Here is a 21,127-nt window from a genome sequence, read left to right on the forward strand (position 1 = left end):
AAGGGGTGCCACGGTAGTAACTACCTAAAGCGGTTACTGGCATGGAGGAATCATGGACAACCGGCTTCTCGAAGTGGCGGGTCCCCCGGCGCTGATCGTCATGTGGAGCAGCGCCTTCATCGCCGGAATCATCGGCGTCGGCGCGGCCCCGCCCATGCTGGTGCTGTTCGCCCGGTTCGGCATCGCCGCCCTGCTGCTGGTCGCGTATGCCCTTGTGGCACGGGCGGTGTGGCCCCGCGGCCGGATCCTGGCCCACACCCTGGTGGCCGGATTCCTCATGCAGATGGTGCAATTCGGCGGCTTCTACTCGGCCATGCACGAGCACGTCACCGCCGCGGTCATCTCGCTGGTGCAGGGCCTGAGCCCGATCGTGATCGCGCTGTTCGCCAGCGGCATGGGCGAATCCGTCAGCCGACGGCAGTGGCTCGGCTTCGGCGTGGGCGGGGTCGGCGTCGGCCTCGCGGTGCTCGACCAGTCCCACTTCTCACTGCCGGGACTGCTGCTGTGCGTGCTCGGGCTGCTCGGCCTGAGCCTGGGCACCGTCTACCAGAAGCGCTTCACCCCGGCCGTCGATCCGCGCGCGGGCACCGCCCTGCACCTGGTGATCAGCGCACCCTTCGCGGGCGTGCTGGCCGCGCTGACCGGCAGCTTCCACATCGCCGATCCGGCCCGCTTCGGCGGTTCCCTGATCTGGATGGTGCTGATCAATTCCATCGGCGCGTTCCTGCTGCTGAACACCATGATGCTGCGCTGGGACACCAGTCGGGTCAGCCGCTTCTTCTTCGTGATCCCGGCGGTCACCGCGGTCATGGCGTGGCTGTTCATCGATCAGCCGTTGCGCCCGTTGACCATTGCGGGCCTGGGCGTGGGCCTGATCGGCACGGTCCTGGCGTCCCGGCGCGACGCGGCTCAGCCGACGCTGCTGGACTTCTCCAGGTTCACATCGTCATCGTCGCTGTTCTCCTCGGCCTCGCGCCGATTGCGAATGACGCTGGTGACGAAGGCCGCACCGATGAACGCCACCCCGACCAAGCCGCTGACCACCTCGTTGACATGAACGCCAATGGTGACCAGCAGAATGACCGCCAGCGCGCCGATGGCCCAGAACGCGCCGTGCTCGAGGTACACGTACTCCGAGAGCGTGCCCTTGCGCACCAGGTACACCGTGATGGACCGAACGAACATGGCGCCGATCAGGCCCAGGCCCAAGGCGATCAGGATCGGGTCGGAGGTAATGGCGAACGCGCCGATGACGCCGTCGAAGGAGAACGAGGCGTCGAGCACCTCGAGGTACAGGAACAGGAAGAACGCCGCCTTGCCGGCCGCCTTCACGATCCCCGACGGTCCGGCCGCCGCCTGTTCCTCGGCGTGCTCCTCGGCATGGAACAGCGAGCCGAGCCCGTCCACCAGGATGTAGGTCATCACGCCGAGAATGCCCGCCAGCAACACGGTGCCGCGATCGTCGTCGGCGGCAATGAATTCCGCCGCCAGCACGATGCCGCCGAGGGTGAGCACCACCGCCAGCATGTCCAGCTTGCCGAGCCGCTGCAGCGGCCGCTCCAGCCAGCCCAGCCAGGTGACCTCGTGCTCCTCGAGAATGAAGTTGAAGAACAGCAGCAGCAGGAATGCGCCGCCGAAGGCCGCGATCTGCGGATGCGCGTCGGTGAGCAGCTTCTCGTAGGAGGGGCTGCCGTCGGGGAAGGTGAGCGCGCCGTCGGCGGGCGGGTTCATGGCCAGGTCGAAGGCGCGGGTCGGGCTGAGCCCGGCCGTGATCCACACGATGGCCAGCGGAAACACCAGGCGCATACCGAAAACGGCGATGACGACGCCGACGGTGAGGAAGATGCGCTGCCAGAACTCGCTCATCCGCTGCAGGATGCTGGCGTTGATGACCGCGTTGTCGAAGGACAGCGACACCTCGAGGACGCCGAGGATCGCGCACAGCAGCAGGGCCGTGGGGCCGCCGTACACCAGCGCCGCGATCAGCGCCAAAACGGTGACGACGATGGAGAGGCCGAAAATTCGCACCGCGGTGGGCCTTTCGTGAGTGGCGGGTGGGGTGACGGTGGCGGGGGCGGACAGACGAAGAGGGCTCGTGCGACCGAGCCCTCTTCGCGCCGCTAGTTGTTCGGTTCAGACATTGACGCCGAAGTCGCGCGCGATGCCCGCGAGGCCGGAGGCGTAGCCCTGGCCGATGGCGCGGAACTTCCACTCACCATTGTTGCGGTAGAGCTCACCGAAAACCATGGCGGTTTCGGTGGAAGCGTCCTCGGTCAGGTCGTAGCGGGCCAGCTCGGCGCCATTGGCGCGGTCCACCACGCGGATGTAGGCGTTGCGCACCTGGCCGAAGCTCTGGCCGCGCGAGTCGGCGTCGTAGATCGAGACCGGGAAGAAGATGGATTCGATGGCGGGCGGGGTGTTGGCCAGGTCGATATTGATGACCTCGTCGTCGCCCTCGCCCTCACCGGTGAGGTTGTCGCCGGTGTGCACGATGGTGCCCTCCGGGGACTGCAGGTTGTTGAAGAACACGAAGTGCTTGTCCGACAGCGCCTTCTTGTCACCGCCGGTGGCGATGGCGCTGGCGTCCAGATCGAAGTCGGTGCCGGTGGTGGTCCGGACGTCCCAGCCGAGGCCGACGGCCACCTGGGTCAGGTTCGGAGCCTGCTTGGTCAGTGAAACGTTTCCGCCCTTGGACAAACTGACACCCATGGTGGGAATCCTTCCGTTGTAAAGCGTTTGGTGCGTTTCTTGCTCAACGGCGTGTCGCACGTATCGGTTCCGCCGTCTCGACAGTAATGGTTTCCCCAAGTCTTGGGTAGGTAAGATTCAAGGCGACCATGCGATTACACCCTGTCACAGGACAGCGTCACACACTCCATCGCGTCGGTCGCCGGGTTCGTCAACGTTCTCCTACCATCGGGGGCGTGGCAGGCCGTCGACGCGGATGGTTCCGGACAACACGGAACACGGAATGGGTGCAGCAGGCCCGGCAGGTGCTGACGACCGCCTTCCTGGATATGGATCAGCGGCAGAGCATTGCCGAGGCCGCCGTCGCCGCATCCGCGGCCCTGTTCCCCGAGCGCGGCATGACCGCGCGCTGGGAACCGGTGCGCGCCCGCTGCTATGGCGCCTCCGGCGCCTACCTGGCCCTGAATGATCGCCTGGACCAGGCCGAACGCGAGGGCGGCACGATCCCGCAGCCCGAAATCGACGGTGTCATCCGGGGTCTGGCCGACGCCGCGCGCGGGGTGGACGAGTTCTATCGCGGCAATCAGGCGCACCTCGAGCACGCGGTCGCGGTGTACGGTTCGGTGCCGCAACTGGCCGCGCAGGCCCGCGCACAGGCCCAGCGGTCGAGGCAGGCCGCCGAGTCCTCGCCCTACGCCGGGTATCCCTCGATCCGGCAATGCGCGGCCGCGGTGGATGAGGCACTGCTCACACTCGAGGCCGCGGTGGCCGGGGGAGCCGGGGGTGCGATTCGGGAGGCCGCGACCAGGCTCGAGACCCGCACCCGCGAACTGTCCAGTGCCCTGGAAGCCGCTCCCGGAAAACAGCATTCGGCCACCACCGCCCTGTCGTCGGCGGCCACCCGACTCGACGCCGCCCGCAACCGGCTGGACCGGGTGCCCCCGGCCATGTCCGCGCTGCTGCGCGAATTCGCGGCTGCGTCCTCGAACGATTTGGCCAACAATGAGCGTCAAGCCCGGGAGGCCATCGCGGCCGCCGACGCGGATCTGGCCCGCGCCCGGGCGGCCCTGGCCGCCAACGACCCGGAGGACGCGCTCGACCTGACCACCACCGCCCGCGCCCACCTCGCCACCGCCGAGGAGTGCGCCGAGGCCGTCACCGATCGGCTCGCCCTGCTGCGGCAGGTGCGCGAGCAGCCCGCCGACCGCGCCAAGGCCGTCCGCTTCAAACTGCGCGACGCGCAGATGCTGGCCGTCAACAAAGGCGTGGTCCCGCAATGGGGATCGGTGCTCGACGCCCAGGCCGAACGCCTGGACCGAGCCGCCGCGGGCCTGACCGGACGCCACCCCGACTACTGGGCGTACGTGTCCGAACTCGACGCCATCTCCGCGTTCGTCGCCGGAGTGGTCGAGCGCATGCGAAATACCGACAGATAGACCGAAAGTCAGCAGGAGGACGGCCGCACCGATGACCGCCACGATCACCGGCCCACCGAGCCTCGCCCCCGTCTCCCTGCGGAAACGCTTCCCGCTGCGGCACTTCCGGCAGGTGCCCGGCCCCGAGCTGCGGCGGTTGTTCCATCTGCTGCCCGAACCCTTCGGCGGCTCCGGCGATCGCGAACTGCTGGCCATGGCGCTGGGCGCGACCCTGTACGTGCCCGCCACCCGACCCGACCTCACCTCGACCATCACGCGGCGGGCCGCGGGCGGGGTGTGCTCGATGGTCATCGACCTCGAGGACGCGGTGGCCGACCATGCCGTGGCGGCCGGAATGTGGCAGGCCGTGCGCACTCTCGACGAACTGGCCGACGGCGGTGAGGCGCATCCGCTGCTGTTCGTGCGGGTGCGCGAGCCCGACAGCATCGGTGAGATCGCCGCGCGGCTGGGGCCGGGCGCGGGTGCGCTCACCGGGTTCGTACTGCCCAAATTCGACACCTCGTGCGCGGCCGAGTACCTGCGTGCCGTGGCCGCCGCCTCGGAACGCCTCGGCCGCACCGTCTTCGGCATGCCGGTGCTCGAATCGCCGTCGCTGGTGCACCGCGAGACCCGCGATCGCGAACTGCGTCGCATCGGCGAGCTGCTCGCCGCCCATCGGGAACGGGTGCTGGCCGTGCGCATCGGGGCCACCGATATGTGCTCCACCTTCGGGATTCGCCGCGACCGCGACCTCACCATCTACGACGTGCGGGTGGTCTCGGACGTGATCGCCGACATCGTCAACTATCTGGGTCGCGCCGACGGGACCGGTTTCACCATCACCGGGCCGGTGTGGGAGTACTTCGCCGATCACGCCCGCATGTTCCGGCCGCTGCTGCGCACCTCACCGTTCGCCGAGATCGACGCCGTGCCGTTTCGGCAGTCGCTGGTCAGCCGGGACATGGACGGGCTGCTGCGGGAGATAACCCTGGACCGTGCCAATGGGATTCAGGGCAAGACCGTCATCCACCCCTCGCATGTGGCGGTGGTGCACGCGCTGTCGGTGGTGACCCACGAGGAGTACTCCGACGCGCTCGACATCCTGCGCGCCGACTCGGGCGGGGTCGCCGCCTCCGAATACCGCAACAAGATGAACGAAATGCGCCCGCACCGCAGCTGGGCGCATCAGATCGCGCTGCGCGCCCGGGTGTTCGGCGTCGCCAATCAAGGAGTCTCCTTCGTGGACCTGCTCAAGGCCCTGGTCGAATCATGACCGCCGAACCCGACCTGGCCGCGCATACCCGGGGACGCCCCGGTGCCACCCGCGGAAATCCCTGGACCGCACCCGTACTTCCCCGCGTTACACGCGAACTGCCCTGGGCCACACGCGAACTGGGACTCACACTCCGCCACGTCGATTCATCGATCCACGAACCAGGTTGGCGTATAGAGGATCTCGTCGAGCCGGGCTTGCGCCGCAACCCGCGCCGCGCCCACCTGCTGGTATCCACGGTTCTCGGCAAACACCTGCCCACCGACCCGCACCGCGTCCTCGACGCGGGCAACCGCCTGGGCGACCTGGTCTCCGAGGTCCTCGCGACGCCGGGGCAATCCGGCACCCACGCCGTGGTTTTGGGGTTCGCCGAGACCGCGACGGGCCTGGGCCACACCGTCGCGGCCAGGATCGGCGCGCGCTGCTACCTGCACTCCACACGCCGCGATGTGCCGACCGCCGTCACGCTCGCCGGATTCGAGGAGGGGCATTCCCATGCCACCTCCCACCTGCTGCAGCCGATGCCCGCCACGGTGTTCCGCAACGATCTGCCCATGGTGCTGGTGGACGACGAGATCTCCACCGGCGCAACGGCTCTGGACGCCATTCGAGCATTACACGCGCTCACCCCGCGCAGGCACTACATCCTCGCCTCCCTGGTCGACATGCGCACCGAAAAGGATCGTCAGACCTTCGAAGCCTTCGCCTGCGACCTCGGCATCCGCATCGACACCGTCAGCCTGGCCAGCGGCCACACCGTGCTCCCGACCGACCTGACCGAGACGGTGATGGCAACCCTGCCGGAGCCCGCCCTGAATCCGGTCGGTGATCGACGCGGCAGCTGCACCCGCATCGAATTGCCCTGGCCCCGAGAAGTTCCCGAGGGTGGTCGCCACGGCTTCCTCGACTCCGACGGGGCGCCGTTCGAGGCCGCACTCGACCACACGGTGGCCGAGCTCGCGCGCGAGCTGGCAAACCGATCGGTCATTGTCATCGCGCACGAGGAACTCATGTATCTGCCGCTGCGTATCGCCGCGGCACTCGCCGACCGAGGCGTCCCCACCCGCTACCAGACCACGACGCGCTCACCCGCCTATGTGCTCGACGAGCCCGGCTACCCGCTGCGCCGTGGATTCCGTTTCACGGCACCGGAACTCGATGAGGACGCCCCGCGCTTTCTTTACAACGCGCAATGGCCCGAGCCCATCGATGCCGACCCGATCCTGCTCGTGGTCACCGACTGGCCCGCCGATACCGAAAGACTCACCGCGGCAGGTGGCCTCATCGATGTGCTGACCGCGTCCGGAGCGGACGTGATGCTGGCCGTGCTGGACGGCGCGGACCCGCGGGTACTGGAGCGGGCGCGCGGCGGGGTCGCCGCATTGCCGGAGCCTTTGCGTGGGCCCGAGTTCGGGTCTTATGCGTCCGACGAGGTGGCGTGGCTGCTGACCGATCTGTCGGGGGTGGCGCTGGAGGCCGATGTGGTGGAGCGGGAGCGGCGGATTCAGGCGGGGGTCGCGCATTACGCGGAGTCGTTGCCGGTGGAGTATCAGCCGGACGACGCGTATCGGGAGCTGTTCGACCAGGTGTTGGCCGAGAGTGCCGAGCGGTTGGCGCTGGCGGTGGCGACGGTGTCGGAGCTGGTGGTCGCCGAGCGCGGGAGCGATATCGTGCTGGCGTCGCTGGCGCGGGCGGGTACCCCGGTCGGGGTGCTCATGCGGCGTTGGCTGGCCGGGCGCGGTCTCGAGGTGCCGCACTACGCGGTGTCGATCGTGCGGGATCGCGGGATCGATGCGGTGGCATTGGATTATCTTGCGGCGCACCATGATCCGGCCCGGGTGGTTTTCGTCGACGGCTGGACCGGCAAGGGCGCGATCACCCGCGAGCTCGCGGCGGCGTTGGCGGCCTACGAGGCGGCGGGCGGGGCGCGGTTCGACCCGGACCTGGCCGTGCTCGCCGACCCGGGCGGGTGTGTGCGCACCTTCGGCACCCGCGACGACTTCCTCATCGCGTCGGCCTGCCTGAATTCCACCGTGTCCGGGCTGATTTCGCGCACCGTCCTCAATGACCGGCTGATCGGTCCCGGACAGTTCCACGGCGGCAAGTTCTACCGGGAGCTGGCGGCCGAGGACGTGTCCAACCGTCTGCTCGATGCCGTCAGTGACCGCTTCGAGCAGGTGCGACCGCTGGTGGACGCGCGGGTCCGGGCCCTGCTGGCCGCCGATCGCACGCCGAGCTGGGCGGGCTGGGCGTCGGTGGAGCGGGTGCGCGCCGAATACGGCATCGCCAGCGTGAATTTCGTGAAACCCGGTGTGGGTGAGACGACCCGGGTGCTGCTGCGGCGCGTGCCCTGGCGGGTGCTGGTGCGCGACCCGGAGGCGGGCGAACACGCCCACATTCGGCTGCTGGCCGCGGCACGCGGGGTACCGGTCGAGGTGGTTCCGGATTTGGCGTATGCCTGTATGGGCTTGATCAAGGATGTGAAGGGGTAGCGGTGCGCGGGGTGATGGTGGCGACGGATCTGGACAAGACCGTGATCTACACGCGGTCGTCCTTCGGGCACCCGGAGCCGGAGACGGTGTGCGTGGAACACCATGAGGGGCAACCGCTCTCGTACATGACGGTGACGGCGGCGAAGCGCTTCACCGCGCTCGCGTCGGCGGTGGCGCTGGTCCCGGCCACCACCCGCACCATCGAGCAGTTCCATCGCGTCCGGCTGCCGGGCGGGCCGTGGCCCTACGCCGTCACCAGCAATGGCGGCACCATCCTGCGCAATGGCCTGCCCGATCGGCGCTGGCGCTCCGCGCTGGAGGCCCAGGTGCGCGCCGAGTGCGCCACCCTGGTGGAGGTGCGCGCGGAATTGCGGGCGCGCGTGGACGAATCGTGGGTGCTGCGCCTGCGTGAGGCCGACGACCTGTTCGTCTATCTCGTCGTCGACCCCGCCAAGGTGCCCGACGGCTTCCTCGCCGACTGGGACGCCTGGTGCCGCCCGCGCGGCTGGTCGGTGTCCCAGCAGGGCCGCAAGATTTACACCATGCCCGTTCCGGTGTGCAAAAGCCGTGCGGTGCAGGAGGTTCGACGTCGCATGCTGGAGGCGGGCGAGCTGCACCCGGAGGCCCGGCTGCTGGCCGCGGGCGACGGGGCGCTCGACGCCGAACTGCTGCGCGTCGCCGATGCCGCCATTCGCCCGCGCCACGGCGAGCTGGAGGAACGGAACTGGACCCATCCGGGCGTGTCCGTCACCGCGGCGTCGGGCATCCACGCCGCGGACGAGATCCTCGACTACTTCCTGGGCGTCCGGGCCTGATCAGCGCCAGCCCGCCAGCAGCCGATTGGTCTGCTCGGTCAGGGCGCGCTGCAGGAACGGGCCGAAACTGACCCGCGCCACACCGAGTTCGGCGAAGTAGGCGGGCGACCCCTGATCCGGAATGCCGATGGCGTTGACCGGCAACGGCAGCTCCGCGGTCAGCGTGCGCTGCACCTCGGGCTCGTGGCGGCCCACCGGGTAGAGCACGTCCGCACCGGCCTCGGCGGCCAGGCGCAGCCGGGTGAGCGCGCTCTCGAGCCTTTCCTCCGGAATGCCGGTGTCCTGGCGCAGGAAGACATCGGTGCGCGCGTTCACCACCACGTGCACCCCGGCGGCATCCGCGGCGGCACGCAGCTCGCCGACCAGATCGGCGTGTTCCTGCGGTGTGCGCAGCCGCCCGCCCTCGCTGTGCACGGAGTCCTCGATATTGAAGCCGACCGCACCCGCCTCGAGCAGGCCCTCGATGATTCGGGACGGCTTCTCCGCGTAGCCGGACTCGAGATCGACCGACACCGGAATGTCCACGGTCGCCGTGATTTCCCGGACCCGGCCCAGCACCTCGGCGAAGGTCATGCCCTCCTGGTCGGCCTTGCCCATCGAATCGGCCAGCGGATGGCTGCCGATGGTGAGGGCCGCGAAACCGGCGTCCTGCACCAACTTCGCGGACCAGGCGTCCCAGACCGTCGGCAGGATCACCGGATTGCCGGGCTGGTGGAGGGTCAGGAAGGTCTGGGCTTTCTCAGCGAGGCTGGTCATGCGCTCGATCTTGCCCCGGGAAGCGTTGAGCGGGGAAGGAATTCGCCGGGTATATATCTCACGCGGCGCGGGGGAATACGTCAGTGACCGTCGATCAGGGCGCGGACCCGGGCGACCGCCGCGGCAGCATCCGTGCCCGTTGCGGTGACCTCCAACAGCTGGCCGGGCAGGACACCGAGGGTGAGGACGCGGGTCAGACTGTCGCCGGGCACCGGGCCCGCGCCGGTCGTGGCGTTGCGCAATCGCACGTCCGCGTCGAATTCCCGTAGCGCCGCGACCAGTTCGGCGGCCGGTCGGGCGTGGAGTCCGTGTTCGCCGGATACCGGGAAGGTATCGGCGATCACCGAATCATCCACAGGCCGCACACCTGTGGACACCTGTGGATCGTTTTCGACCGCGCCTTCGGGAGATTCGCCGAGCTGGCCGCGCTTGGCGGCCAACGCGTTCTCGGCCTCGCGCGCGACGGTCCTCAGATCCGCCCCGCCACCCGCCGCCGCCAGCGCTGACAACAGACCCTCCACCAGCGGCGCGGCGGAAAGGGTTACCTCGACGGCGGATTCGAGCAGATCCAGCGCGGTCTCCGCGGACAGCACCGCGCTGCCCAGATCCATCAGCACCAGCACCCCGTCGCCGGAGTCGGCCGCGGCGATGGCGTCGGCCACCGCGACCGCGTCGGTGCCCAGCTCATTGTCGTGCAGTCCGGCCGCGATCCGGATCGCCACGCCCTGATCGGGCAGCAGTCCGGCGGCCAAGGCCACCGCCGCCTCGGCCAGCGCCCGGCTGTGCGACACCACCACCAGTCCGATCATCGGACCGCCCGCCGGGCGGCCCGCACCAGGAGCGCCGCACTGGTGGCGCCCGGATCCTGATGTCCCGCACTGCGTTCCCCGAGATAGGAGGCGCGTCCCTTGCGCGCCACCAGCGGGACGGTGGCGTCGCGCCCGGCCTCGGCGGCCGCTACCGCCGCATCGAGGGCGGCTTCGGCCGACGCTCCGCCCGCGACCTGCTCGTCCAACGCGTCGGCCGCCGGGCCGAGCGCATCCACCATGGTCTTGTCCCCCGGCTCGGCCTTGCCCCGGGCGATCACACCCTCCAGCCCGGCCCGGAATCCCCGCGCGAAATCGCCGATATCCGCGCCGCCGTCGATCGCACCGGCGAAGCGCAGGAAGAACGTCCCGAACAGCGGCCCGCTCGCCCCGCCGATCGTGCGGATCAACACCATGGCGGTCTGCTTGCCCACCTCGGCCGCGGTGTCCGGCGTCGAATCATCGAGTGCCGCAACGGCTGCCGCCAGACCGCGCCGCATATTCGTGCCGTGGTCGGCGTCGCCGATGGCGGCGTCCAGGGCGGTCAGCTCCTCGGCGTGCGCGTCGATCAGCGCGGCGAATTCCCGCACCCACGCCGCCGCGTCCACCGCCGCCATCAGATGCCCCACCGCAGTGCCGGAGTCCGCACCGGCGCGTCCCACAGCGCCGTCAGCTCCTCGTCGAGCCTGGTCAGGGTGATCGAGCAGCCCGCCATCTCGAGCGAGGTGATGTACGACCCGACCAGTGAGCGCTCGATGTGCATGCCGTGCCCGCGCAGGATGCGCGCCACCTCGTCGAACATCAGGTACAGCTCGATGAGCGGCGTGCCGCCCATGCCATTGACGAAACACAGCACCCGATCCCCCTGCGCGAAGGGCAGATCCGCGAGGATCGGGTCCAGCAGCATTTCCGCCACATCGCGGGCGGGGGCCAGCGGCACCCGCAGCCGCCCTGGCTCGCCGTGAATGCCGATGCCGATCTCCATCTCCCCGTCGCCCAGTTCGAAGGTCGGATGCCCGACCGCCGGGACCGTGCACGAGGTCAGCGCCATGCCCATGCTGCGCGAATTCGCGTTCACCGCCTCGGCGATGCGCGCCACCTCCGCCAGCGGGCGACCCGCCTCGGCGGCCGCGCCCGCCATCTTCTCCAGGATCACGGTCGCGCCGACACCGCGCCGCCCGGCCGTGTAGAGGCTGTCCTGCACCGCCACATCGTCATTGACCACCACCGACCGCACCTCGGTGCCGGATTCGGCGGCCGCCAGCTCGGCGGCCATGTCGAAATTCATGACATCGCCGGTGTAGTTCTTCACGATGTGCAGCACGCCGGCACCGGCGTCCACCGCCGCGGTGGCGGCCTGGATCTGATCGGGCACCGGCGAGGTGAAGATCTCGCCCGGGCAGGCCGCGTCGAGCATGCCGAGGCCGACGAATCCGCCGTGCAGCGGTTCGTGCCCGGAACCGCCGCCGGAGACCAGCCCGACCTTGCCCGGCACCGGCGCGTCGGCGCGCACCACCAGCCGCTGTTTCACGTCCACCCGCAGCTCCGGATGCGCCGCGGCCATACCCGCCAGTGCGGCGTCCACCACCTCGGCCGGATCGTTGATGAGCTTCTTCACCGAAATCTCCCCTCGGCAACCGGTTAACGCGCGGGCTCCTCCAGTGTGCGGGCCAGTTCGATATCGGTCACCAACTGCACCATGAGATCCCGTAATTCGCAGTCGGGCAGGTGTTCGGCGGCGAACTCGAACGGCTCGGACACATCCAGCCCGCCCTGGGTCGCGGCCAGGATCACCCAGGGAATCCCGACGTCGGCGACCCCGAGCCGCTCGCGGATCAGATCGACGGTGTCGTCCATCAGGCCGTTGCGGGCCGTCACCGCGGCGGTCATCTGCTCGTCGAGTTCGGCCCGGCGCTGTTCCAACAGCCCCGGATCGCAACTCAGCTCCTGCGCGGGCGTGGTGCGCACCGAACCGTCCTCGTAGACCTGGAAGCCCTCGTTCACGCAGATGGTGCCCAGCTGCACCTCGGCCTCGGCCAGTTCGGGCAGGGTGCGCAGGCAGTCCAGCACCGCGTCCAGCGCGGCCACCAGCCGGTCGCGAATATCGCGGCGGCGCACCAGCTCCCGGTCGGCGTCCTCCCGCTCGGACAGCACCTGTTCGACCGCCCGGCCGATCTGGAAGGCCATGGCCGTGGATTCCGGGGCCCAGCCGCCGCGCGGCACGTACTCCCCGTCCTTGGGAGTGATGGTGTCCAGGAACGCGTTCACCGCGTCGAGCAGGTCGCGCAGCTGATCGCGGGACACGGCGGGATGCCGGAAGGCGCTCAGATACTGTTCGTGCGCATCCCCGGGATCGACCTCACCGTCGCTCACTCCGCCGATCCTGCCACGCCCGCCCGCGCGGACCGTACACCACGGCCCCGTCCCGTGTCGTCGGATTCTCGTAGAGTGGCAGCGATAGCACCGACAAGCGAAGGGTCGATCTTGTCCGCAGTTTTGGTGAAGGGCCAGAACGGTCCCTTGAGTGTTCCCGATCTGGTGATCAGCGTGCAGGTGGCCGCGCCCGCGGACCTGTCCGCGCTGCTGGTCACCGCCGCCGGCAAGGTGCGCTCCGACGCCGATTTCGTCTTCTTCAACCAGCCGTCGGGACCCGGGGTGCAGCTGCGGCCGGGCGCGGCCGGGCAGCCCGCGGTGCTGGCGGTGTCGCTGGGCGCGATTCCAGCTGATATCGAACAACTTCGGGCCGTCATCACCCTCGACGACGCCAATGGCAGTTTCGGGCCGCTGACCCCGCCGGTCGCCACCGTCAGCGATGCCGCCGGAAACGCGTTGTACGAGTACCGGATCGAGGGGCTGAGCACCGAATCCATCGTCATCGCACTGGAGTTGTACCGCCGCCAGGGCGACTGGAAGGTCCGCGCCGTCGGCCAGGGTTACGCGGGCGGCTTCGCCGCGCTGGTCACCGACCACGGCGTCCAGGTCAACGACGCACCCCAGGCCGCGCCCGAGCCCGCGCCGTACAACCCCGCGCCGACCGGATATCCCGAGCCGACCGGATATCCCGAGCCCGCGCCCGCCGACAATTTCGCGCCGACCGGTGGTTACCCGCCGCCCGTCGACCAGTTCTCTTCCGGCACCGGCTATCCCCCGCCGCCCCCGGCCCAGTACGCGCCGACCGGTGGGTATCAGGCTCCGGGACAGTCGTATCCGCCGCCGCCGAGCTACCTGCAGCCCGCCGGATACCCGCCGCCGCCCGGCTACGCGGCCGCGCCGCCGCCGGTCCAGGCCGATCGCGACCTGCCCAACGGCCATGCCGTCAGCCTGGTCAAGGGCCAGCGCATCAACCTGCGCAAGGAGGGCGGCGCGGCGCTGGGCCACGTGAAGATGGGTCTGGGCTGGGATCCGGTCAAGCGCGGCGGCATGTTCGGGAACAAGTCCGTGGATGTGGATCTGGACGCCTCGGTGGTGCTGTTCGCGGGCGCCAACCCGGTCGATGTCGTCTACTACGGCAGCCTCAACTCCAAGGACGGTTCCATCCGCCACCAGGGCGACAACCTGACCGGCGAGGGCGAGGGCGACGACGAGGAGATCATGGTCGACCTCACCCGCATCGCGGCGTCGGTCACCACCCTGGTCTTCATCGTGACCTCCTACAAGGGCCACACCTTCGAGCAGATCGCCAACGCCTACTGCCGTCTGGTCGATAGCGCCACCAATGCGGAACTGGCCCGCTACACCCTCGCGGGCGGCATGCCCTTCACCGCCATGGTCATGGCGAAGGTGTATCGCCCGGCCCCGGGCGCGGATTGGAAGCTGGAAGCCCTCGGCGAGGGCTTCCAGGCCAAGCATCCGGGCGAGGCGGTTCCGCAGCTGGCCCGGTTCGTCTGAAATCCGGGCCTACGCCACCGGGACCGGGTACGTCACCGGATCCGGGTGGCGGGGCCGCAAGAACGCCGGGAGCCAAGGGATCTGGGGATCCGGGGCGTGCTCGAGCACCCCGCCGCCCGGATCGTCGATCCCGTCCCGGCGCACCGGATCGTCACCCGGCCGGTAGATCTGCCGGATCACCAGCACGCACAGCGCGACCACGGCCAGATCCCGCAGCACCACCGTGCCGGTGAACCACTGCTCGGGCAGGCCCTTGTGGTCCTGGCCCAGGTAGTAGAACATGCGCGGCACCCACACCAGGGCGTCGATCGTCATCCACGCCAACAGGATTCGCCGCTGCGGCAACGCCAGCACCGCCAGCGGCACCAGCCACAGCGAATACTGCGGGCTCCACACCTTGTTGGTGAGCAGGAACGCCGCCACCACCAGGAACGCCAACTGCGCCAGCCGCGGTCGCCGCGCCGCGGTCAACCCGATCCAGGCGATGCCCGCGCAGGCCAGGATGAACAGCACCAGCGACACCTGATTCAGCCACACCGGCGTCTGCTGCGGGCCCAGCACCCCGTCGAATCCGGGCCAGCCGGTGAACGAGGTGATCACGTTGTAGATCGAATCCGGGTCGGCGTGGCGTTCGGTATTGAGCCGGAAGAACTCTCGCCAGCCGTCGGGATACAGCGCCGCGATGGGCGCGTTCACCGCCAGCCAGGTGACCACCGCCGCCGCGACCGCCCCGCCCGCCGCGCGCAGCGGACGGATACCGCCCCAGGCCGATTCGTCCTCGCCGACCCGCTCGGCCCGCAGGCACAGCACCAGGATCGGTCCCAGCAACAGCAGCGGATACAGCTTGGCCGCCCCGCCCAGACCCAGCAGCACACCCGCGAGCACCGGCCGCCGCCGCGCCCAGGCCAGCAGCCCGCCCGCCGCGAAAGCCGTTGCCAGCGCGTCGAAATTGGTGAACGCGTGCACGAGCACCAGCGGTGACAGCGCCACCAGCGCCGCATCCCAGACCCGGCGACCGGCCAGCAGCGCGGTCGCCCAGATGGTCACCAGCCACGCCAGCGACAGCCCGATCGCCACCACATTGAAGTAGATGACCACTTCCAGGGCGGTGTGCCCCGGCAGCGCGGACAGCTTCCACGCCTTGGCGATTCCCATGGAGGCGTACTGGTAGAGCCCCGACAGCACCGGATACTCCATGTACCGGACCTGCGGCTTGCCGTCGTTGAACTCCACCCACTGCTTCTTGTAGGGGAATGCGCCCTCGTTGAGATGCTCGGCCCCGTACAGCGGCACGGTGTCCGAGTAGCACATGGCGATGTACTGGCGGCCGTTGTTCCAGTCCAGTCCCATCACGCCGTCGGCGTCGGGCCGCTGCTGAATGCAGCCCGCCTTGCCGAACCAGCCGAAGGCCAGGAACAGCACCGCGAACGCCATCATGACGCGCATGGGCGTCCAGAAGCGGACCCGGCCGATCACCGCGTGATCGCCCACCGGGCCGCCGATCACATCGCACAGTTGCGCGGTCAGCGTATCGGTGCGACTGGGCTTGTCCCGGTCGTCGACCGATCGCAGATCCGCCGCCAGCGGCTCCGGTGATTCGTAGACCACCGAGGAATCACGCTGTGCGCGAGCATCTTCCACCGCTGCCTCCCCCGGCTTCAGCGCGTCACCGGCCGACACGCCCGCGGCGGTCGGCCGGTGCACCAGTTCCTGCTCGATCACGGCAGCAGGCTACCGAGTCGGCCGTGACCCGTTGCCGTTGCCGTTCCCATTGCCGCCACCGCCATTCGGTGACGTGGTCGGTGTCGATCCGTCGGCGGGCGCCACCGGTTGGCCGGACATCGGCCCGCCGTCCTGCGGATTCGCCTGCTGGCTCTGCGGATTCGACTGCCGCTGATTGTTCGGATTGGGCGCCAGACCCGGCACCGGGATGGTGAGACCCGGCAGGATCTCGACCTGGCTCTGGGTGATCACCGGCGGCAGCACCTGCTGCTCGGTGGTCGGCGCGGGCGTGTACGGCGCGGACCAGGACGGCACACCGGCCTGGCCGCCGATGGTGCCCGGCTTCGGGAAGTTCTCGTTGGGCGTGCCCTTGAGGGCCCCGTCCATGGTCGCCTTCCAGATGTCGGCGGGCAGGCCCGAACCGTAGATCATGCCGCCGTTCGCGTTTCGCAGCTTCTCACCGTTGTCGGTGCCCACCCAGACCGCGGTGGACAGCGACGGGGTGTAGCCGACCATCCAGGCGTCGCGGTTCTCGTCGGTGTCGCCGAGCTGGTTGGTGCCGGTCTTGGTGGCCGAGAGACGGCCGCCCGCCAGCTGGTGGTTGCGCGACCACGCCGCGATGGGCTTCATCGCGTCGGTCACGTTGTCCGCCACCGCCGCCGAGACCCGCTGCTCGCCCGCGGGCTCGCCGCGATCCAGCAGCACGGTGCCGTCGGAGGCGACGACCTTCTGCACGAAGTGCGGCGCGTGGTACACGCCCGAGGCGGCCAGCGTGGCGTACGCGGACGCCATGTCCAGCGGGCGCACCTGGTACTGGCCCAGCACGATGCCGTTGTTGGGGCCGGAGCCGTCCTTCTCGGTCAGCGTCTTGCCCACGCCCGGAATGGTGTCCGGGATGCCCAGCTTGTGGGCCATGTCGGCGATCTTCTGCGGGCCGTTGCCGGGCATGTCCAGCTGCATGCGATAGAAGCTGGTGTTCAGCGAGCGCTTGAGCGCCTCGGCGATGGTGCACATGCCGCACTGCTCACCCTCGACGTTGGTGATCTTGATGCCGTTCACCGTGACCGGCGACGAGTCGTAGAGCGTCGAGAGCGGCTTGCCCAGTTCGAGGTTCTCGGCCAGGCCGAACACCTTGAACGAGGAGCCCGGCGGCAGACCCTGATTGGCGTAGTCCAGGCCCTGGCCGTCGGAACCGCCGTAGTAGGCGCGCACCGCGCCGGTCTTCGGATCCACCGACACCGCGGCGGTCCGCAGCTTGTCCGGTTCGCCGTCCATCACCTTGTTCACCGCGTCGACCATCGCCTGCTGCGCCTTGCTGTCGATGGTGGTGGTGATCTGCAGGCCCTCGGTGTTCAGATCGTGTTCGCTGATGCCCGCGGCCTCGAGCTCCTTGAGCACCTGGGTCTTGATCAGGCCCTCCGGGCCCGAGTCCAGGGTCTTGTCCTTCTGGGCCTGCGCGGCCGGAATCACCGCGGGGTACTGCATGTTCGCGCGATCGGCCGCGGACAGATTGCCGCCGTCGACCATGCCGTCCAGCACGTACTTCCAACGGGCCTGCGCGCCTTCGGGATTCTTCTCCGGGTCCAGATTCGACGGCTGCTGAATGGTCGCGGCCAGCACCGCGCCCTCGGCCACCGTCAGATCCGAGACCGGCTTGTTGAAGTACGCCTTGGACGCGGCGTCGATGCCGTAGGCGCCGCGGCCGAAGAAGATGGTGTTCAGATACGCGGTCAGGATCTGGTCCTTGGACCACTGTTTGGCCATCTTGGCCGAGATCACCAACTCGCGCAGCTTGCGGCTGAGCGAGTGCTCATTGCCGACCATGGCGTTCTTGACGTACTGCTGCGTGATCGTCGAACCACCACCGGCACTGGTATTACCGGTCAACTGGCCCACGATGGCGCGGCCGAAGCCCTGAATCGAGAAGCCCGGATTGGTGTAGAACGAGCGGTCTTCGGCGGCGATGACCGCGTTGCGCACGTGCGGCGGAATCTGATCGATGCTCACATCGGTCCGATTGCCTTCCGGCGGAATGACTTTCGCCAGCACCGAGGTGCCGTCGGCCATGAACATGGTGGCCACCTGATTGTTCTTCAGGTCGCCGGGCTGCGGCACGTTGACCGTCGAGTACATGAACAGGAAGCCAGCGCTCGCGACGCCGAGCACCATGGCCATGCCGAGGTAGATCACGCGGCGGACGGTGCGCCAGATCGAGCGCTTCTTCGGCGCGCCCTTGCGGCCGCCGCCGGAGCCGCCCGAACCGCCGGGGCCATTGCCGCCGGGGCGTCGCGGCGGCGGACCGGCCGGATCGCCGGCCTGCGGTCGACGGGCCGCGGGCTGCCCGCCCGAGGGCGGCCGGGTGCGGTCGTCGACGGGCCGCGGCCGGGTCCCCGCGCCCGCGCCCGAACCCGCGCGCACCGCGCGGTCGGACACGCGCTGGGTGCGGTCGGAGGTGGCCGCCCGGGAGATGTGATTCGGAACCGCCTGGCGCGCGCCGGTATTCACCTTCGCGTCGGAATCGGCGGGATTGGGTAGCTTGCGGGTCGCGTCCGGAGCGCCGGGTCTCGGAGCCGGCGGTCCGGGACGACGCGGGGGCTGACCGCCCTGCGGCAGCGGACCGCGCGGCGGCTGGCCACCCGGCCCGCGCGGCGGTAGGCCCTGGCCGCGGGGAGCGCCGGGTCCCGCGGGCTGGCGTGCCCCGGGCGGCGGGCCTGCCGGTCGAGGCGGCGGGTAGCCGCCGGGGCCGGGTTGCGAACCGCCACGGGGGCGGCCGCCGTGCGGTCCGTCGTCATAGGGCGATGTCACAGCCTGGCTCTCCAATAACTCTCGATACGGTCCTGTTGCTCTCGGATGCGGTCACGCAGGTGCACCGCGGCGGGCACGGGGATACCCGCTGGATCAGCAGTCGACGTGGCCTCTCACTCGGCGGCCGTGCGACGGGCGCTGGTGCGACGACGCCCGGTCGGTGCGGGCGCTAGGCCCAGCACATAGGACTGCACCAGATGATTCCAGCTGCAGGTCCGGCACACCTCGACCACGTGCACCGAGAACTCCTCACGAGTCTCGGCCAACCGGACCAACTCCTCCGGCGTGCGGGCCGATCCCGCGACGGGCCCGAGCCCGTCACCGTAGACCCACGATACGAGAGTCAACTGCTCTTTCCTGCAGATAGGGCATGTGACCTCGCTCCCCCGCCCGTGGAACTTCGCCGCACGCAACAGGTACGGATTCGCATCGCACACTTCCGCGACGTCCACCCGTCCCGCGTAGACGTCGGCCAGCAGCGACTTACGCCGAAGCGCATAGTCCACTACCTGCCGCTGTATTCGCACGCGACCCAGAGTACTTGCGCGCCCCGACCGCCCGCACGCCCCGAGTCGACTCTCACGAAATCTCCACATGAGATTCCACATGAGATTCGGGGGTCTGGGGGCCCGGCCCCCAGACGCCCATTGCCCTTGAGTACGAGGCACGAGCGTCGCATAGTGCGCGGCAACTATATCGGCGCGATATAGTTTGGAACTGCATCCATCGGTTAGGTTCTGAACACACGACAGTCAGGAGGTGAAGCCCGTGCTGGAACTGGCGATCCTCGGGCTGCTCCTCGAATCACCGATGCACGGCTACGAGTTGCGCAAGCGACTCACCGGTCTGCTGGGGCCTTTTCGGGCCTTCTCCTACGGGTCGCTGTATCCGACCCTGCGGCGCATGCAGGCCGACGGCCTCATCGCGGAGGAGAGTCCGCAGGGATTGGCCACCCGCCGTGCGCGGCGGGTCTACCAACTGACTGACCCCGGGCGGGAACGGTTCGCCGAACTGCTCGCCGACACCGGGCCCCAGAACTACACCGACGACGGCTTCGGCGTTCATCTGGCCTTCTTCGGCCGCACCCCCGCGGAAGCGCGGATGCGAATCCTGGAGGGGCGGCGGAGGCAGGTCGAGGAGCGCCGAGAGGGACTGCGGGAAGCGATCAAACGCGCGAGCGGGCAATTGGACCGCTATACCCGCCAGCTCCATCAACTCGGTCTCGAATCAAGCGAGCGCGAAGTGCGCTGGCTCAACGAGTTGATTGCCGCAGAGCAATCGACGAAGGCGGCACCACAGAAAGAGGGAAATATCGGCCATGAGTGACATCAATCAGGCTGGCGGAGCCACCGAAGTTCGCGTGGCCATCGTGGGTGTGGGCAACTGCGCATCCTCCCTGGTTCAGGGCGTGCACTTCTACAAGGACGCACCGGCGGATTCCACCGTTCCGGGTCTCATGCACGTCAAGTTCGGCCCGTACCACGTGCGCGATGTGAAGTTCGTCGCCGCGTTCGACGTGGACGCCAAGAAGGTCGGCTTCGATCTGTCCGACGCGATCTTCGCCAGCGAGAACAACACCATCAAGATCTCGGACGTGCCGCCGAGCGGAATCACCGTGCAGCGCGGTCCGACCCTGGACGGCATCGGCAAGTACTACGCCCAGACCATCGAGCTGTCCGACGCCGAGCCGGTCGACGTGGTCAAGGCGCTCAAGGACGCCGAGGTCGATGTCCTCGTGTCCTACCTTCCGGTCGGCTCCGAAGAGGCCGACAAGTTCTACGCGCAGTGCGCCATCGACGCGGGCGTGGCCTTCGTCAACGCGCTGCCGGTGTTCATCGCCTCCGACCCGGTCTGGGCCCAGAAGTTCGTCGACGCGGGCCTGCCCATCGTCGGCGACGACATCAAGTCCCAGGTCGGCGCGACCATCACCCACCGCGTGATGGCCAAGCTGTTCGAGGACCGCGGCGTCGTGCTGGACCGCACCTACCAGCTCAATGTCGGCGGCAACATGGACTTCAAGAACATGCTCGAGCGGGAGCGGCTGGAGTCCAAGAAGGTCTCCAAGACCCAGGCCGTGACCTCCAACCTCGAGGGTCCGCTGGCGGGCAAGGTGCACGACCGCAATGTGCACATCGGCCCGTCGGACTACGTCGAGTGGCTCGACGACCGCAAGTGGGCCTACGTCCGGCTCGAGGGCCGCGCCTTCGGCGACGTGCCGCTGAACCTGGAGTACAAGCTCGAGGTGTGGGACTCGCCGAACTCGGCGGGCATCATCATCGACGCGGTGCGCGCGGCCAAGATCGCCAAGGACCGCGGCATCGGCGGACCGGTCATCCCGGCCTCGGCCTACCTGATGAAGTCCCCGCCGCAGCAGCTCGCGGACGACGTCGCCCGCGCGCAGCTGGAGGCGTTCATCATCGGGGCTGAGTAAAGACCCTGGGACAGTAAGGGCGGCATCGCGAATCGC

The 21,127-nt window shown here is 69.1% G+C and carries 17 protein-coding genes and 1 pseudogene; 8 read left to right on the forward strand and 10 right to left on the reverse strand.

Translation table 11 applies throughout. The annotated features are described in order from the left end of the window. Positions 1-100: 100 nt before the first annotated feature. Positions 101-883: pseudogene (locus tag VMT65_RS34415) on the forward strand (DMT family transporter); the annotation flags it as partial. Positions 884-909: 26 nt separating this feature from the next. Here the strand turns inward: VMT65_RS34415 and VMT65_RS34420 are convergent. Together VMT65_RS34420 and VMT65_RS34425 are read right to left on the reverse strand one after the other, a co-directional pair. Beyond that, positions 910-2,028 (reverse strand): DUF475 domain-containing protein, encoded by a 1,119-nt coding sequence (locus tag VMT65_RS34420; RefSeq protein WP_326312846.1) that lies wholly within the window; start codon positions 2,026-2,028, stop codon positions 910-912. 105 nt (positions 2,029-2,133) lie between these two features. Then, entirely contained in the window at positions 2,134-2,709 is a 576-nt protein-coding gene (locus VMT65_RS34425; protein ID WP_326312847.1) for a TerD family protein, read from the reverse strand. 215 nt (positions 2,710-2,924) lie between these two features. Between VMT65_RS34425 and VMT65_RS34430 the strand changes: the two genes are divergently transcribed. The 4 genes from VMT65_RS34430 (at position 2,925) to VMT65_RS34445 (ending at position 8,683) form a co-directional block, all read left to right on the forward strand. Continuing rightward, entirely contained in the window at positions 2,925-4,124 is a 1,200-nt protein-coding gene (locus tag VMT65_RS34430; protein ID WP_326312848.1) for a hypothetical protein, read from the forward strand. A 94-nt stretch (positions 4,125-4,218) separates the two neighbouring features. Beyond that, on the forward strand, positions 4,219-5,376 hold the full coding sequence (locus VMT65_RS34435) for an HpcH/HpaI aldolase/citrate lyase family protein (protein ID WP_326312980.1): 1,158 nt from the start codon (positions 4,219-4,221) through the stop codon (positions 5,374-5,376). Between the two features lie 119 nt (positions 5,377-5,495). Continuing rightward, a complete protein-coding gene (locus VMT65_RS34440; protein ID WP_442790368.1) occupies positions 5,496-7,868 on the forward strand; it encodes a phosphoribosyltransferase in 2,373 nt (790 codons plus the stop codon). A 14-nt stretch (positions 7,869-7,882) separates the two neighbouring features. Further along, entirely contained in the window at positions 7,883-8,683 is an 801-nt protein-coding gene (locus VMT65_RS34445) for an HAD family hydrolase (RefSeq protein ID WP_442790369.1), read from the forward strand. Here the strand turns inward: VMT65_RS34445 and VMT65_RS34450 are convergent, their stop codons facing one another. The 5 genes from VMT65_RS34450 to VMT65_RS34470 form a co-directional block, all read right to left on the reverse strand. After that, positions 8,684-9,439, reverse strand: coding sequence for an isocitrate lyase/PEP mutase family protein (locus tag VMT65_RS34450; RefSeq protein WP_326312850.1), 756 nt, complete (start codon positions 9,437-9,439; stop codon positions 8,684-8,686). Between the two features lie 80 nt (positions 9,440-9,519). Beyond that, the gene (gene dhaM / locus VMT65_RS34455) at positions 9,520-10,248 is read right to left on the reverse strand and encodes a dihydroxyacetone kinase phosphoryl donor subunit DhaM (RefSeq protein WP_326312851.1); all 729 of its coding nucleotides are present in this window, start codon (positions 10,246-10,248) and stop codon (positions 9,520-9,522) included. Next, the gene (dhaL, locus tag VMT65_RS34460; protein WP_326312982.1) at positions 10,245-10,862 is read right to left on the reverse strand and encodes a dihydroxyacetone kinase subunit DhaL; all 618 of its coding nucleotides are present in this window, start codon (positions 10,860-10,862) and stop codon (positions 10,245-10,247) included. Before dhaL ends, dhaM begins: the two co-directional genes overlap by 4 nt. Next, the gene (gene dhaK / locus VMT65_RS34465; RefSeq protein ID WP_326312852.1) at positions 10,862-11,863 is read right to left on the reverse strand and encodes a dihydroxyacetone kinase subunit DhaK; all 1,002 of its coding nucleotides are present in this window, start codon (positions 11,861-11,863) and stop codon (positions 10,862-10,864) included. Before dhaK ends, dhaL begins: the two co-directional genes overlap by 1 nt. Before the next feature lie 23 nt (positions 11,864-11,886). Beyond that, a complete protein-coding gene (locus VMT65_RS34470) occupies positions 11,887-12,618 on the reverse strand; it encodes a hypothetical protein (protein ID WP_326312853.1) in 732 nt (243 codons plus the stop codon). 111 nt (positions 12,619-12,729) lie between these two features. Between VMT65_RS34470 and VMT65_RS34475 the strand changes: the two genes are divergently transcribed. Continuing rightward, positions 12,730-14,133 (forward strand): TerD family protein, encoded by a 1,404-nt coding sequence (locus VMT65_RS34475; protein WP_326312854.1) that lies wholly within the window; start codon positions 12,730-12,732, stop codon positions 14,131-14,133. Positions 14,134-14,142: 9 nt separating this feature from the next. Here VMT65_RS34475 and VMT65_RS34480 read toward each other — a convergent pair whose 3' ends face one another. The 3 genes from VMT65_RS34480 to VMT65_RS34490 all read right to left on the reverse strand — a co-directional run bounded on the left by VMT65_RS34480 (position 14,143) and on the right by VMT65_RS34490 (position 19,187). After that, positions 14,143-15,774 carry a glycosyltransferase family 87 protein gene (locus tag VMT65_RS34480; protein WP_442790370.1) on the reverse strand — a complete coding sequence of 544 codons (1,632 nt, stop codon included), beginning with the start codon at positions 15,772-15,774 and terminating at the stop codon, positions 14,143-14,145. 90 nt (positions 15,775-15,864) lie between these two features. Continuing rightward, on the reverse strand, positions 15,865-18,030 hold the full coding sequence (locus tag VMT65_RS34485) for a transglycosylase domain-containing protein (protein ID WP_326312984.1): 2,166 nt from the start codon (positions 18,028-18,030) through the stop codon (positions 15,865-15,867). A 743-nt stretch (positions 18,031-18,773) separates the two neighbouring features. Next, on the reverse strand, positions 18,774-19,187 hold the full coding sequence (locus VMT65_RS34490; RefSeq protein ID WP_326312855.1) for a DUF5318 domain-containing protein: 414 nt from the start codon (positions 19,185-19,187) through the stop codon (positions 18,774-18,776). Between the two features lie 241 nt (positions 19,188-19,428). On the opposite strand from VMT65_RS34490, the gene VMT65_RS34495 reads away from it, so the two are divergent. Both VMT65_RS34495 and VMT65_RS34500 read left to right on the forward strand, forming a co-directional pair. Then, the gene (locus tag VMT65_RS34495; RefSeq protein ID WP_326312856.1) at positions 19,429-19,986 is read left to right on the forward strand and encodes a PadR family transcriptional regulator; all 558 of its coding nucleotides are present in this window, start codon (positions 19,429-19,431) and stop codon (positions 19,984-19,986) included. Further along, positions 19,979-21,091: an inositol-3-phosphate synthase gene (locus VMT65_RS34500; RefSeq protein ID WP_326312857.1), complete on the forward strand. Its 1,113-nt coding sequence runs from the start codon at positions 19,979-19,981 to the stop codon at positions 21,089-21,091. Before VMT65_RS34495 ends, VMT65_RS34500 begins: the two co-directional genes overlap by 8 nt. The last annotated feature ends 36 nt before the right edge of the window (positions 21,092-21,127 follow it).

The organism is Nocardia sp. CDC153 (genome assembly GCF_035818515.1).
Lineage (GTDB): Bacteria > Actinomycetota > Actinomycetes > Mycobacteriales > Mycobacteriaceae > Nocardia.